The organism is Pandoraea nosoerga, from assembly GCF_902459585.1.
GTDB classification, from domain to species: domain Bacteria; phylum Pseudomonadota; class Gammaproteobacteria; order Burkholderiales; family Burkholderiaceae; genus Pandoraea; species Pandoraea nosoerga.
This window is the reverse complement of sequence record NZ_CABPSC010000013.1, coordinates 152142-167006: the sequence shown is the minus strand read 5'-3', so window position 1 is coordinate 167006 and position 14865 is coordinate 152142. Positions and strand designations below refer to the sequence as shown.

Sequence of the window (14865 nt, the reverse complement as noted above, 5' to 3'; positions counted from 1 at the left end):
GGCGTGGCGGGCACCGTCGGCGCGGCCGGCGCCGGCGCGGGCTTGGCGGACGCCGTGGCAGCGGGGGCGGCCGGTGCGACAGCGCCCTGCCCGCCAATCGTCATGCCCTCGGCCTGCAGTGTGGCGACCGACTTGCTACCGAGCCCCTTGACGCGTTTGGCCAGGTCGGCGGCGTCCTTGTAAGGGCCGTGAGCGATACGTTCGTCGATAATGGCTTTGGACTTGACCGGCCCGATGCCCTTGAGCGTTTCGAGTTGTGCCTGATCGGCGGTATTGATGTCGACCGCGGCCATCGCCAGGCCGCAGAGGGTGAAAAAGGCAACCACCGCCAGCAAGAGTTTGCGAAGCATGATGCGATCCTCGTCAAGACGAGCCGGCCACCGCTGCCGCCTTGTTCCGTCTCGCGTCCGGTGCATTCGAACGGCAACGGCCCGGCTCACGCCAATGGCAATGACGCACGGCATACGACAGCCGGGCATCACGCCCTCCCTTTCGCCGCCGCGAACTCGCGCCCGGCACTGCCTGCCACATCACAACACCTGCCACGGCAAGCCGCGCACCCGCCATGAGTGGCCGGGACTGCCGCCCCCGTCCCGCCTCGCGGGCGGCCTCGTGTCCCGCCTGCCCTCCGGCGCCTCATCGATGTGCGCCCTTCGCCGTCTTTTCCGTCTTTTCCGTCGGGCCGGACCTCTCTGCTTCCTCGCGACTTCCCTACTTCATGTTAACGCCGCGGATCGCTTCCGGATGACATCAAACGAGACGGGGAGCCGCCTGGGCTCCCCGTCCGCATCACCTTCGGTGAGCGCCGCTTATTGCGCGAGCAGCCAGCGCACGTAACGCGACACCCCCTCGCCCACGGTGTAGAACGGCTGCTGATAGCCGCCGGCCTGGCGCAGATGGTCGATATTCGCCTGGGTGAAACACTGGTACTTGCCGCGCAGCGCGTCCGGGAACGGGATGTATTCGATCAGGCCCTGCTGCACCATCTCGTCGAGCGAGAGCGCCGCCTCGCCCGCCTGTGCACGCAGCGTGTTGATCACGGCGAGCGCGATGTCGTTGAACGGCTGGGCGCGTCCGGTGCCGAGGTTGAAGATGCCGCTTCGCTCGGGATGATCGAAGAAGTGCAGGTTCACCTTGACGACGTCCTCGACGGAGACGAAGTCGCGGCTTTGCGTGCCGGCGGCGTAGCCGTTGTATTCGCCGAAGAGCTTCACGCGGCCGTTGGCGCGGAATTCGTTGAAGTTGTGAAACGCCACCGATGCCATGCGGCCCTTGTGCGCTTCGCGCGGGCCGTACACGTTGAAGTAACGGAAGCCGGCGACCTGGCTGGGCAACTTGCCGCCCGCCTCGCGCATGGCGCGACGCACGATCTGGTCGAACAGGAATTTGGAGTAGCCGTAGACGTTGAGCGGCTTCTCGTATTCGCGCGTCTCGACGAAGGTCTCCGACGCACCATACGTGGCGGCCGACGACGCGTAGAGGAACGGCACGGTCTGCGCCTGACAGGCTTCGAACAACGCGCGCGTGTAGCGGAAGTTGTTCTCCATCATGTAGCGGCCGTCCGTCTCCATGGTGTCGGAGCATGCGCCCTCGTGGAAGATCGCCCGCACGCGGCCGAATTCGCGGCGCTCGAAGCGCGCGACGAAGTCGTTCTTGTCGAGGTAGTCGCTGATCTCGCAGTCGACCAGATTGCGGAACTTGTCGGCGCGCGTGAGGTTGTCGACCGCCACGATGTCGGTCTCCCCGCGCTCGTTGAGGGCCTTGACGAGGTTGGCGCCGATGAAGCCCGCGGCGCCGGTCACGATGATGGTCATGTCAGTTCGGAAAAGAGTTCGGTGTAGTTCACGGTCGCCGTGCCGAGCTTGCCCACGACGATACTGCCCGCACGGTTGGCGAGTACGACGGCCTGCTCGAGCGGCAGGCCCGCCGAGAGCGACGCGGCAAGCGTGGCGATCACGGTGTCGCCCGCTCCCGAGACATCATAGACCTCGCGCGCTTGTGCCGGTACATGCAGCGCGCCGCCCGCGGTGAAAAGCGTCATGCCTTCCTCCGAACGCGTGAGCAGCAACGCTTCGAGACTCAGCGACTCGCGCAGGTTTTGCGCACGCGCCATGAGATCGTCTTCCGAGCGCCATTCGCCCACGACCTGCTGCAATTCCGAGCGGTTCGGCGTGAGGATCGTCGCGCCGCGATAGCGCTCGTAATCGCTGCCCTTGGGATCGACGAGCACCGGCTTGCCCGCCGCGCGCGCCGCTTCAATCATGGGCTGCACGTGTGTGAGGCCGCCCTTGGCATAGTCGGAGAGCAGCACGACGTCGTAGTTGGCCAACAGTTGACGGTACTGGTCGAGCACCGCCAGCAGCACTTCGCGCGCCGGCTGGTTCTCGAAGTCGATGCGCAGCAGTTGCTGCTGGCGTGAGACGATGCGCAGCTTGATCGTCGTGGCGAGATCGGCGTCGCGCGTGACGAACGCGTTCACGCCGCTCGCACCGAGCAGCTCGGCCACGCGCGCGCCCGGCTCGTCCTCGCCGAGCACGCACAGCAGGCCCGCCTGCGCACCGAGCGAGGTTGCGTTGAGCGCCACGTTTGCGGCGCCGCCGAGACGCTCTTCGTTGCGCTTGACGTGCACCACCGGCACGGGCGCCTCGGGCGAGATGCGGTTGACGTCGCCGAACCAATAGCGGTCGAGCATCACGTCACCGACGATCAGCACGCGCGCGCGCGCAAACGCCTCACGAGGCACGTTGGGCACGCCCGGCGCCTGCACCGTGCGTGTGAGCGAAGTTGCCGTCGAAATCATCCGTCACTCCTCGAGATTCAGGCGGCTTCGTGCAAACCGCGGCCAATGCCGTGGTACTCGATGCCCAGTTCCTTCATGGCTTCCGGATCGTACAGGTTGCGGCCATCGAAGATCAGCGGCAGCGACAGCGCGCCCTTCACGCGCGCGAAATCGGGGCTGCGGAACGCTTTCCATTCGGTCACGATTACGAGCGCGTCGGCGCCGGCGAGCGTATCGTTTTGCGTCGCGCAGAACTCGACGCGCGCATGCGCGGCCGGATCGTTCGCGAAGTCGAGCGCGATCACGCGCCGGGCCTCTTCGAGAGCGACCGGATCATAGGCGCGCACGCGGGCGCCGCGACGCACCAGCTCCGCGATCACACGGCGGCTCGGCGCTTCACGCATGTCGTCGGTGTTCGGCTTGAACGCCAGCCCCCACAGAGCGAACGTCTTGTCCGACAGGTCCTCGCCCAGCCGCGCCACGATCTTGTCGATCAGCACGGCCTTCTGCGTTTCGTTGACGGCTTCGACCGCGTTCAGGATGCGCAGCGGCAGACCGTAGTCTTCCGCCGTGCGCACGAGCGCCTGCACGTCCTTGGGGAAGCACGAGCCGCCATAGCCGCAGCCCGCATACAGGAAGTGGTAGCCGATGCGCGGGTCCGAGCCGATGCCCTGACGCACGTCTTCGATATCCACGCCCACGCGATCGGCCAGGTTGGCCAGCTCGTTCATGAACGAGATGCGCGTGGCCAGCATGGCGTTGGCGGCGTACTTCGTGAATTCGGCCGAGCGCACGTCCATGTACAGGGTGCGTTCGTGATTGCGGTTGAACGGCGAGTACAGCCGCTTCATCATGGCGCGCGCCTGCTGGCCGTTGGCGTCGTCATCCACGCCGATCACGATGCGATCGGGGCGCATGAAGTCGTCCACCGCCGCGCCCTCTTTCAGGAATTCGGGGTTGGAGACGACCGAGAACGCCACGTTTTCGCCGCGTTTGGCGAGCTCTTCGGCCACGGCGGCACGGACTTTGTCCGCCGTACCGACGGGCACCGTCGACTTGTCGACGATGACCTTGAAACCCTTCGCGTAGCGGCCGATGTTGCGCGCGGCGGCAACGACGTATTGCAGATCCGCCGAGCCGTCTTCGTCCGGCGGCGTGCCCACGGCGATGAACTGAACGTCGCCATGCGCGACGGACGCCTCGACATCCGTCGAGAATTGCAGACGGCCGGCTTCGCGGTTGCGCGCGATGATTTCCTGCAGGCCGGGTTCGTGAATCGGCACGCCGCCGTTGTTCAGGATGTCGATCTTGCGCGGATCGACGTCGAGGCAGAACACGTCGTTGCCGACGTCCGCCAGGCAGGCGCCCGTAACGAGGCCGACGTAACCGGAGCCGATGATGGTGACTTTCATGATTGCGCGAACTTGAGGAAATTAGGAGGCCGCCGGCACGTCGGCACGTCGCGGCGTATAGGTCTCCCAGCCGTTACAGCCGGGGCATTGCCAGTAGAACAGTCGCGCGCGGAAGCCGCATTGATCGCACACGTAGCGCGGCAGCGACTTGGTGCGCTGCGTGATGAGCTTGCCCATGAGCGCGAGATCGGCTTGCGTGTCGCCGTGCGCCGTGGCGGCGTGCGCTTCGAGCAGACGCGCCATGCCCGGCGCGCTCGGCGCCCGGTGCATGAGCTCGCGCATGAGCTTGAGCGCGGCTTCGGGGCCTTCGAGGGCCACCGTCTTCTCATAGACGATCTCCAGCAGATCGTCCGACGGATTCCTGCGCAGCGCGTCGCGCAGCGTGGCGAGTCCTTCGGGCGCACGACCGAGCGCCTCGTAGGCGCGCATCAGGCGCTTGGCCGCGAGGCCGAGATACACGGGATTCTGCGCTTCGATGGTGCGCAGTACGGCGAGCGCACCGGCCGCATCGCCCGCGGCGAGCAGCATGTCGCCGCGCAACAGCGGCGCGCGCACGTTGGCGGGGTTGACGGCGAGCGCGGCGTCGAGCTCGCGCGAGACCGCTTCGGTGTCCTTTCGCTGCAACGCTTCTTGCGCCAACTCGCAGTGGAACTGCGCGATCTCCTTGCGGTAGGACACCGCCGGATCGAGTTCGCTCAGCGTCTCGGCCTCGGAGAGCGCCTTGCGCCATTCCTTCTCGATCTGATAGATGGTGAGCTTGGCGTGCTGCGCGGCCTTTGCATAGGCGCCCGTGTGCAGACGGCCGAACGCCTCTTCGGCGCGATCGAGCAGCCCCGCCTTGAGGAAGTCGTGGCCAAGCTCGTAGAGCGCATGCTCCTGGTCGGCTTGCGGCAGATCGTCGCGTGAGAGCAGGTTCTGATGCACGCGAATGGCGCGCTCCGTCTCGCCGCGACGGCGGAACAGGCTGCCCAGCGCGAAGTGCAGTTCGGTGGTTTCCGGATCGAGCTTGGCGACCTCGATGAAGGCGTCGATGGCCTTGTCGGGCTGCTCGTTGAGCAGAAAGTTCAGCCCTCGGAAATAGGACGCCGGCAAATTGCGGCTCTCCGAGAGCAGGCTGCGCAGATCCAGGCGCGCGGCCACCCAGCCGCAGCCGAAGATCACGGGGATGGCCAGAAGCCACCAGACCTCGAATTCCATGAAAGCGTGTTGTCGTTGAAACAGTCGATGAAGATGGCGCGCTTCGCGTGCCGCGTCGCTGTTGCCTTAGACCGGCGGCAGCATGGGGGGCTGATCGCTCGCCTCGGGATCGCGCTGGGCACGGGCCAGATCGCGTCGCGCGCGACGCAGTTCCAGACGTTGCCGCATCAGGCTCGGCAGCGTAGCGAGCACCCCGATGACGCCACCCACGACGAAAAATGCCAGGCCGATCATGATCAGCGGCGCCGTCCACGTGCGGCCCAGGAACAGGTTCAACGTGACCTCTCCCGTGTTGGCGAGCGCAAGACACAGCAACACCACGAACACGATGAGACGAATGATCCAAACAATCAGCTTCATGCCGAAAGGCTCCTGCGGCAGGCCTGCCGTATGTTGTGCGATGTGAACCGCCCGCGCACGCCGCTGCCATGCCGTCGCCGCGCCGGGCCGGCACGTGCCCGTATTGTACCGGATGTGCCCTGAGAGGCGTCGTTCCTGCAGTGCGCTTCACATTTCGGCAAATGCGCGCACACGCATGCGCCAGATGCAAAAAAAGCGCCCGAAGGCGCTTTTCTTGCGTAGTAGATCCCAAAGGGCCTTATTGGTCCGACGCCTTGTGATCAACCCGCTCACGCAACTCCTTGCCCGGCTTGAAGTGCGGCACGAATTTCTCCGGCACCATCACCTTCTCGCCCGACTTGGGGTTGCGGCCGACGCGCGGTGGCCGGCGGTTGAGCCCGAAGCTGCCGAAACCGCGGATTTCGATTCGATGGCCGCGCGCAAGCGCATCGGCCATCGCGTCGAGAATCGTCTTCACCGCGAAATCGGCATCCTTGAGCACCAACTGGGGAAACCGCGCCGCCAACTGGTTGACCAATTCAGACTTGGTCATAGGCCGTGGACCTTACTGATTCTGGCTGTCCAGCTTGGCCTTGAGCAGCGCACCCAGGTTCGTGGTGCCGCTCGCTGCCGAGCTATCCGACGACAGCTTGCTCATCGCTTCTTGCTGCTCAGCCGAATCCTTAGCCTTGATCGACAGGTTGATGTTGCGCGACTTGCGGTCGATGTTGACGATCATCACGTTGACGGCGTCACCATCCTTGAGCACGTTGCGAGCATCTTCCACTCGGTCCTGCGAGATTTCCGAAGCGCGCAGGTAGCCCTCGACATCCTCACCCAGCGACACGACAGCGCCCTTGGCGTCAACCGACTTGACCGTGCCGTTGACGATCGAGCCCTTGTCGTTGATGGCCACGAAGGTGTTGAACGGATCGCCTTCGAGTTGCTTGATACCCAGCGAGATGCGCTCCTTCTCGACATCGATGCCCAGCACCACGGCTTCGACTTCGTCGCCCTTCTTGTACTTGCGCACGGCCTCTTCGCCAGCTTCGCTCCACGACAGGTCCGACAGGTGGACCAGGCCGTCGATACCGCCCGGCAGACCGATGAACACGCCGAAGTCGGTGATCGACTTGATCGCGCCCTTGATCTTGTCGCCCTTCTTGAAGTTGCGCGAGAAGTCGTCCCACGGGTTCGGCTTGCACTGCTTCATGCCAAGGCTGATACGACGACGGTCTTCGTCGATCTCGAGCACCATGACTTCGACTTCGTCGCCGAGCTGGACAACCTTGGTCGGAGCAACGTTCTTGTTCGTCCAATCCATTTCCGAGACGTGAACCAGGCCTTCGATGCCCGATTCCACTTCGACGAACGCGCCGTAGTCGGTGATGTTGGTGACCTTGCCGAACAGGCGGGTGCCTTGCGGGTAACGGCGAGCGATGCCTTCCCACGGATCTTCGCCGAGTTGCTTGACGCCGAGCGAGACGCGACCCTTCTCCTGGTCGAACTTGAGGATCTTCGCAGTGACTTCCTGGCCGACCGACAGAACTTCGCTCGGGTGACGCACGCGGCGCCATGCGATGTCGGTGATGTGCAGCAGGCCGTCGATGCCGCCGAGGTCGACGAATGCACCGTAGTCGGTGATGTTCTTGACCACGCCCTTGACGATCGCGCCTTCCTTGAGCGTTTCGAGCAGCTTGGCGCGCTCTTCGCCCTGCGTGGCCTCGATCACCGCGCGGCGCGAGAGCACAACGTTGTTGCGCTTGCGGTCGAGCTTGATGACCTTGAATTCGAGGGTCTTGCCTTCGTAGGGGGTCGTGTCCTTGACCGGACGCGTGTCAACCAGCGAGCCCGGCAGGAACGCACGGATGCCGTTGACCATCACGGTCAGACCGCCCTTGACCTTGCCGGTGATCGTACCGGTCACGAGGTCGCCCGATTCCAGGGCCTTTTCCAGTTGCAGCCACGAAGCCAGACGCTTGGCCTTGTCGCGCGACAGCACGGTGTCGCCGTAGCCGTTTTCCAGGGCGTCGATCGCCACGGAAACAAAGTCGCCGGCCTGAACTTCGACCTCGCCCTGATCATTCAGGAATTCTTCGATGGGGATGTACGCTTCGGACTTGAGGCCGGCGTTGACGACCACGAAGTTGTGGTCAACCCGCACGACTTCTGCGCTGATGACTTCACCAGCACGCATGTCTTGGCGGGAGAGCGACTCTTCGAAAAGCGCCGCGAAAGATTCGTTGGTCGAGGTTTGCAGGTCGGACATAAAAGTGGATTACGCCGCTGACGTTCGTCTGCCGTAAGGGGGACTGACGCTCACGTACAACGGTTGGGTTAAAGGTTAAACAAAGCCGGGCCGAATGACTGCATGAAACATTCGGTCAGGCGCCTTGCGGGTACTGCACCTGCGCGAACCATTCGAGCACCTGGGCCACCGCCTGTTCGACGTTGAGCCCCGATGTATCGAGCACCCGCGCACCCTCTGCCGGCCGCAGCGGCGCCTCGGCACGGGTACGATCCCGCGCGTCACGCGCCTCAAGATCCAGCATGAGACTGTCTATGTTAGCAGAAAATCCTTTTTCTATCAATTGCTTATACCGCCTCTCGGCACGCGCCTGCGCGCTGGCGGTCAAAAACACCTTGAGATCGGCCTCCGGGAAGATCACCGTCCCCATGTCCCGACCGTCCGCCACCAGGCCCGGCGCGGTCTTGAAGCCCCGCTGCAGGCCCACGAGCGCCTGGCGCACCGGCTTGTGCACGGCAATGCTCGATGCGCGGTTGCCGATGGCTTCGGCGCGGATCGCGTCGGTCACGTCTTCGCCGGCCAGCCATACGCGCTGGTCGCGAAAACGAACGTCGAGCGTCTCGGCCAGCACCGTGAGCGCGCCGACGTCGTCCGGATCGATGCCGTGGCGCGCGCTGGCCAGCGCCGTCAACCGGTACAGCGCCCCGCTGTCGAGGTAGTGAAAGCCCAGCGCGTCGGCCACGCGGTGCGCCACCGTGCCCTTGCCGGACGCCGTCGGGCCGTCCACCGTAATGACCGGAATTGAGTCGTCCACCACCGTCAAATCAGGCATCCCTTCGTCTCTGTCTATCCAACACATTGAAAATATACTTCCCATCTAAATAACAATGATTATCATTTAGATGTATGCACCGCCGGCGTTCCGGAAGAAGTGACCGACGTGCAAAGCCGCGATTATCGCTTAGGCGGCCCCGATCGAGGGCCATCGCCCAACGCCTGGGAACCCTTCCCGCGCCTGGCCGGGGATGGATGGGTTTCGCGGGCGCCGGCACGCTCGTTGCCGCGGGCTATATGGATCCGGGCAATTAGGCAACCGCCATTGCCGGAGGCGCGCGCTACGGCTACACGCTGCTGTGCGTCGTCCTGCTCTCGAGCGTGATGGCGCTGTTGCTGCAATGGCTGGCAGCGCGTCGGCCTCGTCACCGGACGCGACCTCGCGCAGCTCTCTCGTAGCCAGTATAGCCGCCGCACCTCGCTGGCGTTGTGGGGACTCTGCGAGATCGCGATCGTCTCCGGCGACAGTGCGACGCACGTTGCGCGCCACCCGCCGGGACACCGTCCTCTCGCGCGGACTGGCACTCCTCCCGGCGCTATTGATCGACGGTCACGGCGGCGAGGCGCAAACCACGAATCTGCATTACGACGCGACGCGGACGAACTCGGTGAAGTAAGTCGGGAACGTCTTGCCCACGCACTTCGGGTCGTTGATCGTCACCGGCACGCCGCCAAGGCTTACCAGCGAGAAGCACATTGCCATTCGATGATCGTCGTAGGTGTCGATGGCGGCGTTCGGCGTGAGCGCCGTCGGAGGCGTCACTCGCAGATAGTCCGCCCCCTCTTCCACGGTCGCGCCAACCTTGCGCAGTTCCGTCGCCATCGCCGTGAGCCGGTCGGTCTCCTTCACGCGCCAGCTCGCGATGTTTCGCAGGGTGGTCGTACCGTCAGCAAACAGCGCCGCCACGGCGATTGTCATCGCGGCATCCGGAATGTGGTTGAAGTCCATATCCAGCGCGCGCAGCTTGCCGCTCGGCGTGTCCACGCCATGCACCTCGATCGCATTGTCGTGCAACGTGACCTTCGCCCCCATCGCAGCGAGCGCGTCGACGAAGCGCACGTCGCCCTGAATGCTGTCGCGGCCCACGCCCTCCACGCGCATCGGCCCACCGCCGATGGCGCCTGCCGCGAGGAAGTACGACGCCGACGAGGCATCGCCCTCCACTCGGATCTCCCCGGGGCTCCGGTATTTCGGGCCGTCGGCGCCAGCCGCGGGCAACGCGAAGCGCGACCATCCGTCCTGGCGGACGTCGATGCCGAAACGGCGCAGCAAACGCAGCGTGATCTCGATGTATGGCTTCGAGATCAACTCGCCTTCCACCTCCACGACAATCTCCCCCGAGGCCGAGGGCAGTAGCGGCAGCGTGAGCAGCAACGCGGTCAGGAACTGGCTCGAGACGTCCCCGCGCACGCGAATCGGCGCAGTGGGCGCAGCCACGTCCGCAGGCTTGATATGCAACGGCGGGTAACCCGGATTGCCCAGATAGTCGATGTGCGCGCCGAGTTGCCGCAGCCCGTCGACCAGATCCCCGATCGGACGCTCGTGCATGCGCGCCACGCCCGAGACTTCGTAGTCGCCGTGGCTGAGCGAGAGCGCTGCCGTCAGCGGACGAATGGCCGTGCCGGCATTGCCCATGAACAGCTTGGCCGCCTTCACCGGAAACTCCCCGCCACACCCCTCGACGACGAAGTCACGCGTGTTGCCGACCTGCGTGCACGTCACGCCCAGCGCGGCCAGTGCGTCGAGCATGACCTGCGTGTCGTCCGACGCGAGCAGATCGCGCACGCGCGTCGTGCCGTGCGAGAGCGCGGCGAGCAGCAGCACACGGTTCGAGATACTTTTGGAGCCGGGCAGGCGCAGCGTGCCTTCGGCATGGCCGTAAGGGCCGAGATCGAGCGTTTCCATTACTTTTCCTGTTGCTTGGCCCAGTCCGTTCGCGCCTGACTCGTGCGAGCGAAGACGGCCTCCAGACCAGCGCCATCGCCGGCGTCGATCAATTGGCGCAACGCGCCGAGCGTGGCGAGATAGCCGTCGAGCTCAGCGAGCAGGGCGTCGCGATTAGCCACGCAGATATCGCGCCACATCTCCGGATTGGAGGCGGCAATGCGCGTGAAATCCCGAAAGCCACCGCCCGCGAAACCGAATTTCAGCGCGGCATCGGGGGCCTCCAGAATCTGCGCGATAAGCGCATACGACAGCACGTGCGGCAGATGGCTGACCGACGCGAAAACCCGATCGTGCTGCGTCTCTGACATTTCCGACACCAGCGCGCCCGTGGCCTCCCACATGGCGCGCACCCGGGCGACGTCTTGCGCACGGTTCACCGCCTGTGGGCAAAGCACCACGCGCCGATCGCGATAGAGGTCGGCCTTCGCGGCGTCGACGCCGGACAGTTCCGCGCCCGCAATCGGATGGCCCGGCACGAAGCGCCACGCCTCGTCGTCCAGCGCCGCGCGAGCAGCGGCCACCGCGTCGCTCTTCGTGCTGCCCGCGTCGGTCACGAGTGTGCCGCCGCCCAGATGTGGACGAATCGCGGCGAGCAACGCGGGCGTCTGCGCCACCGGCGCGGCGAGCACGACGATGTCTGCGCCGGGCACGGCTTGCGCCATCGATGTCGCGGCACGATCGATCACGCCCAGCTCGCGCGCTCGCGCGAGCGATGCCTCGCTGCGCCCGACGCCAACGACTTCGCCCACGGCGCCCGCCGCCTTGAGCGCACGCGCCAGCGAGCCACCGATCAGGCCAACGCCGCAGATGACAAGTCTGTTCACGCGCATGGTGTTCATGCGGAGCGCGGGTACGACCCGAGCACCTTGCAGTAGGCCGCGTTCTGGCGCAATGCGTCGAGCGCCCGGGCCACGTTCGGATCGTCCCTGTGGCCTTCGAAGTCGATGTAGAAGTAATACTCCCAGGCACCGCTCTTGGCCGGACGCGACTCGAAACGGGTCATCGACACGCCGTTGTTCGCGAGCGGCTCGAGCAGTGCGACGACGGCACCGGCGCGATTGGGCACCGACAGGATCAGCGACGTCTGATCGCGGCCGCTCGGGGCGGCATCCTGTGTGCCGATCACGACGAAGCGCGTGCGGTTGTGCGGATCGTCCTGCACGTGCGAGAACGCGATCTGCAAGCCGTATTGCGTGGCCGCCGATTCACCTGCGATGGCGGCCACGGTCGGATCGGTCGACGCCATGCGCGCCGCTTCGGCATTGCTCGCCACCGCCTGCCGCTCGAGTTTGGGCAAGTGCGCCGACAGCCAGTGCTGGCACTGTGCGAGCGACTGGGCGTGCGAGCAGATGCGTGTCACGCCCTCGAGCGTGCCGGACTGCGACATCAGATTGTGATGAATCGGCAACGCCACTTCGCCGCCGATCGTCAGGGGGCTTTGGAGCAACAGGTCCAGCGTGCGCGACACCACGCCTTCGGTCGAGTTCTCGACCGGCACGACGCCGAAGTCCGCACTGCCGGCCTCGACCGCACGGAACACTTCATCGAGCGACGGGCACGGCAACCCTTTCACGCTCTGGCCGAAATAAGAGAACGCGGCCTGCTCGCTGTAAGTTCCCGCCGGTCCCAGGTAGGCCACCGTCATGACTTTCTCGAGCGCCCGGCTCGCAGACATGATCTCGCGCCAGATCGACGCGAGGTTGTCGCCGTACAAAGGCCCGTCGTTCGCCTGCTGGAGCCGCGAAATCACCTGCAGCTCCCGCTCGGGCCGAAACACGGGCGCGCCGAAACGCTTCTTGACCTCGCCGACCTCCAGCGCGATGGCCGCACGTTGATTGAGCAGCTTGAGCAACTGCGCGTCGATGGCATCGATTTTCTCGCGCAGCGGGCGCAGCGATGCATTCAGATCGTCATCCATGGAACGTATTGTCTTCTTGCGATGGGACATGGTCAGGTGCTCTCCGGCGCGCTGCCTCTGTGGTTCCGGCCCCGTCTCGGGCGCCCGGAACGCTCGCGTCACGCCGCCGGTCCACCCTCGTCAGCCGTGACTGCGTTCGAATTCACGCAGATAGTCGACCAGCGCCTGGACGCCGGCGAGCGGCATCGCGTTGTAAATCGAGGCGCGCATGCCTCCCACGGACTTGTGGCCCTTGAGCTGCAGCAGGCCGCGCTCGCGAGCGCCGGCCAGGAAAGTTTCGTTGAGCGCGTCGTCATGCAGGAAGAACGGCACGTTCATGCGCGAGCGGCAATCCGCAGCCACCGACGTGCGATAAAAGTCGCTGCCATCGAGATAGCCGTACAGCAGTTCCGCCTTCGCCTTGTTCTGCGCTTCCATCGCGGCCAGACCGCCCTGACGCTTGATCCACTGGAACACCAGCCCCGCGATGTAGATGGCATAAGTCGGCGGGGTGTTGTACATCGAATCGTTTTCCGCAACGATCTTCCAGTCGAACGCGCTCGGCGTGATCGGCAATGCACGGCCCAGCAGGTCGTCACGCACGATGACGACCGTCAGCCCCGACGGACCGATATTCTTCTGCGCCCCGCCGTACATCACGCCAAACTTCGAGACGTCCATAGGACGCGAGAGAATGTGCGAGGAGACGTCGGCCACGAGCGGCGTATCGGGCAACCCCGCGGCGGCCAGGTCCGGCGTCCAGAAGTACTCGACGCCATGAATCGTCTCGTTCGTGCAGATGTGCACGTAAGCGGGGTCCTTCGACAGCTTCCATTCGGCCATCGACGGCAGGCGCGTGAACTTTTCGTCTTCCGTGCTCGCCGCGATGTTCACCTCGCAATACTTGCGCGCTTCCTTCTGAGACTTCACCGACCACGAACCCGTGACGACATAGTCGGCCGTGCGCTGCCCGTCTGCACGCGCGCCGAGCAGGTTCATCGGAATGAGCGCGTTCTCGGCGAGCGCGCCGCCCTGCATGAACAGGATGCGGTAGTTCTCCGGCACGGCCAGCAACTCGCGCAGATCGGCTTGCGCCTGCGCCAGAATGCTCATGAATTCCTTGCCGCGATGGCTCATCTCCATCACGCTCATGCCGGCCCCGTGCCAGTCGAGCATCTCCTCGGCCGCCCGCGCGAGCACTTCGGCGGGCAACGCCGCCGGACCGGCGGAAAAATTGAAAGCACGCGTCATAATCGTTTGCTGCAGTAAAAGTGAAACGCAAGCCGTCGGACAGGCACCCGTGCGGCTTGCGTTTCACGTCTGGACGATGATTCGGTTGCGCGGCGGCGATAAGGGCCAACTATACCGCCAGTTGCACTTCGCGTGCGGGGCCGGGCGAGTTTTCCGGCGTTGGACGAAGGGATTCTGGATAATTCCGAGCCGAATCTGCCGATTTGCCTCCTCAACGCAAAATGGCCGTTTGCGATCGCTCGCAAACGGCCATTATCGGTCAAACCCGGCGGCGCCCGCCGAATCGTACCGAATTACTTCTTGGCCGGAGCCTTCGGTGCCGACTTGGCAGCCGCGGCGATTTCGGCGTCAGCCTGCTTGCTGGTCGCGTCGATCGATTGCGGCATGTACTTCTGCATCAGGCCGCCGACCACTTCCTGGCCAACCTGGTCCTGCACCTTGATGTACTTCTGGCCGACCGGGCTCTTGTAGAACGCCGTCAGACCCTTGATCTCGTCGGTCGTGTAGTACTTGCCATAGGCGGCGTACTGGGCCTGCACCGCGTCGTTCTTGAACGAGTCGGTCGTGAAGACCTTGCCCGCACCGTCAACCAGCTTCTGCACGGAATTCTGTTGCAGCGTCGGCACGATGGCCTGCTTCTGTGCGTCGCTCAACGTCTTGTTCTCGACCAGCTGGCGCTCCAGCACTTGCGGCGCCAGTTGCTTGGCTTGCGCCTGAGCACCTTCGCCGATGGCGGTCACGAGCTTGCTGGAGTCGATGGCATCAAGCAGATCCTTGATGGCTGCCTTCTTGTCGGCATCCAGCGGAGCGCTCTGCTGGGCCATTGCCACTGCCGGTGCTGCCAGCAGCAGCCACATCCACTTCTTGACGTTGTGTTGCATAGTAATAGTCACTCCAAAGTTCGCCAGCTCCCGCCGGCGATAAATAGATGCATCCTCGCCTGGTCACTTCACTGCATCG

Annotated in this window: 14 protein-coding genes and 1 pseudogene; 1 reads left to right on the top strand and 14 read right to left on the bottom strand. The window is 64.7% G+C overall.

Going from position 1 to position 14865, the window contains the following annotated elements:
- The 9 genes from PNO31109_RS16890 to cmk form a co-directional block, all read right to left on the bottom strand.
- A partial coding sequence (locus PNO31109_RS16890) for a ComEA family DNA-binding protein (RefSeq protein WP_174966441.1) occupies positions 1 to 350 on the bottom strand: 350 nt, incomplete at its 3' end.
- Between the two features lie 459 nt (positions 351 to 809).
- On the bottom strand, positions 810 to 1814 hold the full coding sequence (rfaD, locus tag PNO31109_RS16885) for an ADP-glyceromanno-heptose 6-epimerase (RefSeq protein WP_150556604.1): 1005 nt from the start codon (positions 1812 to 1814) through the stop codon (positions 810 to 812).
- Positions 1811 to 2800 carry a D-glycero-beta-D-manno-heptose-7-phosphate kinase gene (gene rfaE1, locus PNO31109_RS16880; protein ID WP_150556603.1) on the bottom strand — a complete coding sequence of 330 codons (990 nt, stop codon included), beginning with the start codon at positions 2798 to 2800 and terminating at the stop codon, positions 1811 to 1813. Before rfaE1 ends, rfaD begins: the two co-directional genes overlap by 4 nt.
- 17 nt (positions 2801 to 2817) lie before the next feature.
- Entirely contained in the window at positions 2818 to 4191 is a 1374-nt protein-coding gene (locus PNO31109_RS16875) for a UDP-glucose dehydrogenase family protein (RefSeq protein WP_150556602.1), read from the bottom strand.
- 21 nt (positions 4192 to 4212) lie between these two features.
- On the bottom strand, positions 4213 to 5388 hold the full coding sequence (lapB, locus tag PNO31109_RS16870; RefSeq protein ID WP_150556601.1) for a lipopolysaccharide assembly protein LapB: 1176 nt from the start codon (positions 5386 to 5388) through the stop codon (positions 4213 to 4215).
- A 66-nt stretch (positions 5389 to 5454) separates the two neighbouring features.
- Positions 5455 to 5748, bottom strand: coding sequence for a LapA family protein (locus PNO31109_RS16865; RefSeq protein WP_150556600.1), 294 nt, complete (start codon positions 5746 to 5748; stop codon positions 5455 to 5457).
- 238 nt (positions 5749 to 5986) lie between these two features.
- A complete protein-coding gene (locus PNO31109_RS16860; protein ID WP_017232087.1) occupies positions 5987 to 6280 on the bottom strand; it encodes an integration host factor subunit beta in 294 nt (97 codons plus the stop codon).
- Between the two features lie 12 nt (positions 6281 to 6292).
- Positions 6293 to 7996 (bottom strand): 30S ribosomal protein S1, encoded by a 1704-nt coding sequence (gene rpsA / locus PNO31109_RS16855; protein WP_039409192.1) that lies wholly within the window; start codon positions 7994 to 7996, stop codon positions 6293 to 6295.
- A gap of 115 nt (positions 7997 to 8111) precedes the next feature.
- Positions 8112 to 8807 carry a (d)CMP kinase gene (gene cmk / locus PNO31109_RS16850; RefSeq protein WP_217433189.1) on the bottom strand — a complete coding sequence of 232 codons (696 nt, stop codon included), beginning with the start codon at positions 8805 to 8807 and terminating at the stop codon, positions 8112 to 8114.
- A 197-nt stretch (positions 8808 to 9004) separates the two neighbouring features.
- Here cmk and PNO31109_RS16845 point away from each other — a divergent pair.
- Positions 9005 to 9281, top strand: a pseudogene (locus PNO31109_RS16845) (Nramp family divalent metal transporter); the annotation flags it as partial.
- A 111-nt stretch (positions 9282 to 9392) separates the two neighbouring features.
- Here the strand turns inward: PNO31109_RS16845 and aroA are convergent.
- The 5 genes from aroA to PNO31109_RS16820 all read right to left on the bottom strand — a co-directional run bounded on the left by aroA (position 9393) and on the right by PNO31109_RS16820 (position 14786).
- Positions 9393 to 10715, bottom strand: a complete 1323-nt coding sequence (gene aroA / locus PNO31109_RS16840) for a 3-phosphoshikimate 1-carboxyvinyltransferase (RefSeq protein ID WP_150556599.1) — start codon at positions 10713 to 10715, stop codon at positions 9393 to 9395.
- Positions 10715 to 11596 (bottom strand): prephenate dehydrogenase, encoded by an 882-nt coding sequence (locus PNO31109_RS16835; RefSeq protein WP_306345255.1) that lies wholly within the window; start codon positions 11594 to 11596, stop codon positions 10715 to 10717. The genes aroA and PNO31109_RS16835 overlap by 1 nt, the downstream gene beginning before the upstream one ends.
- On the bottom strand, positions 11593 to 12675 hold the full coding sequence (gene pheA / locus PNO31109_RS16830) for a prephenate dehydratase (RefSeq protein ID WP_150556598.1): 1083 nt from the start codon (positions 12673 to 12675) through the stop codon (positions 11593 to 11595). Before pheA ends, PNO31109_RS16835 begins: the two co-directional genes overlap by 4 nt.
- A gap of 120 nt (positions 12676 to 12795) precedes the next feature.
- Complete coding sequence (gene serC / locus PNO31109_RS16825; protein ID WP_150556597.1) at positions 12796 to 13905, bottom strand: 3-phosphoserine/phosphohydroxythreonine transaminase; 1110 nt, start codon at positions 13903 to 13905, stop codon at positions 12796 to 12798.
- A 293-nt stretch (positions 13906 to 14198) separates the two neighbouring features.
- On the bottom strand, positions 14199 to 14786 hold the full coding sequence (locus PNO31109_RS16820; RefSeq protein WP_150556596.1) for a DUF2059 domain-containing protein: 588 nt from the start codon (positions 14784 to 14786) through the stop codon (positions 14199 to 14201).
- Between the last annotated feature and the right edge of the window lie 79 nt (positions 14787 to 14865).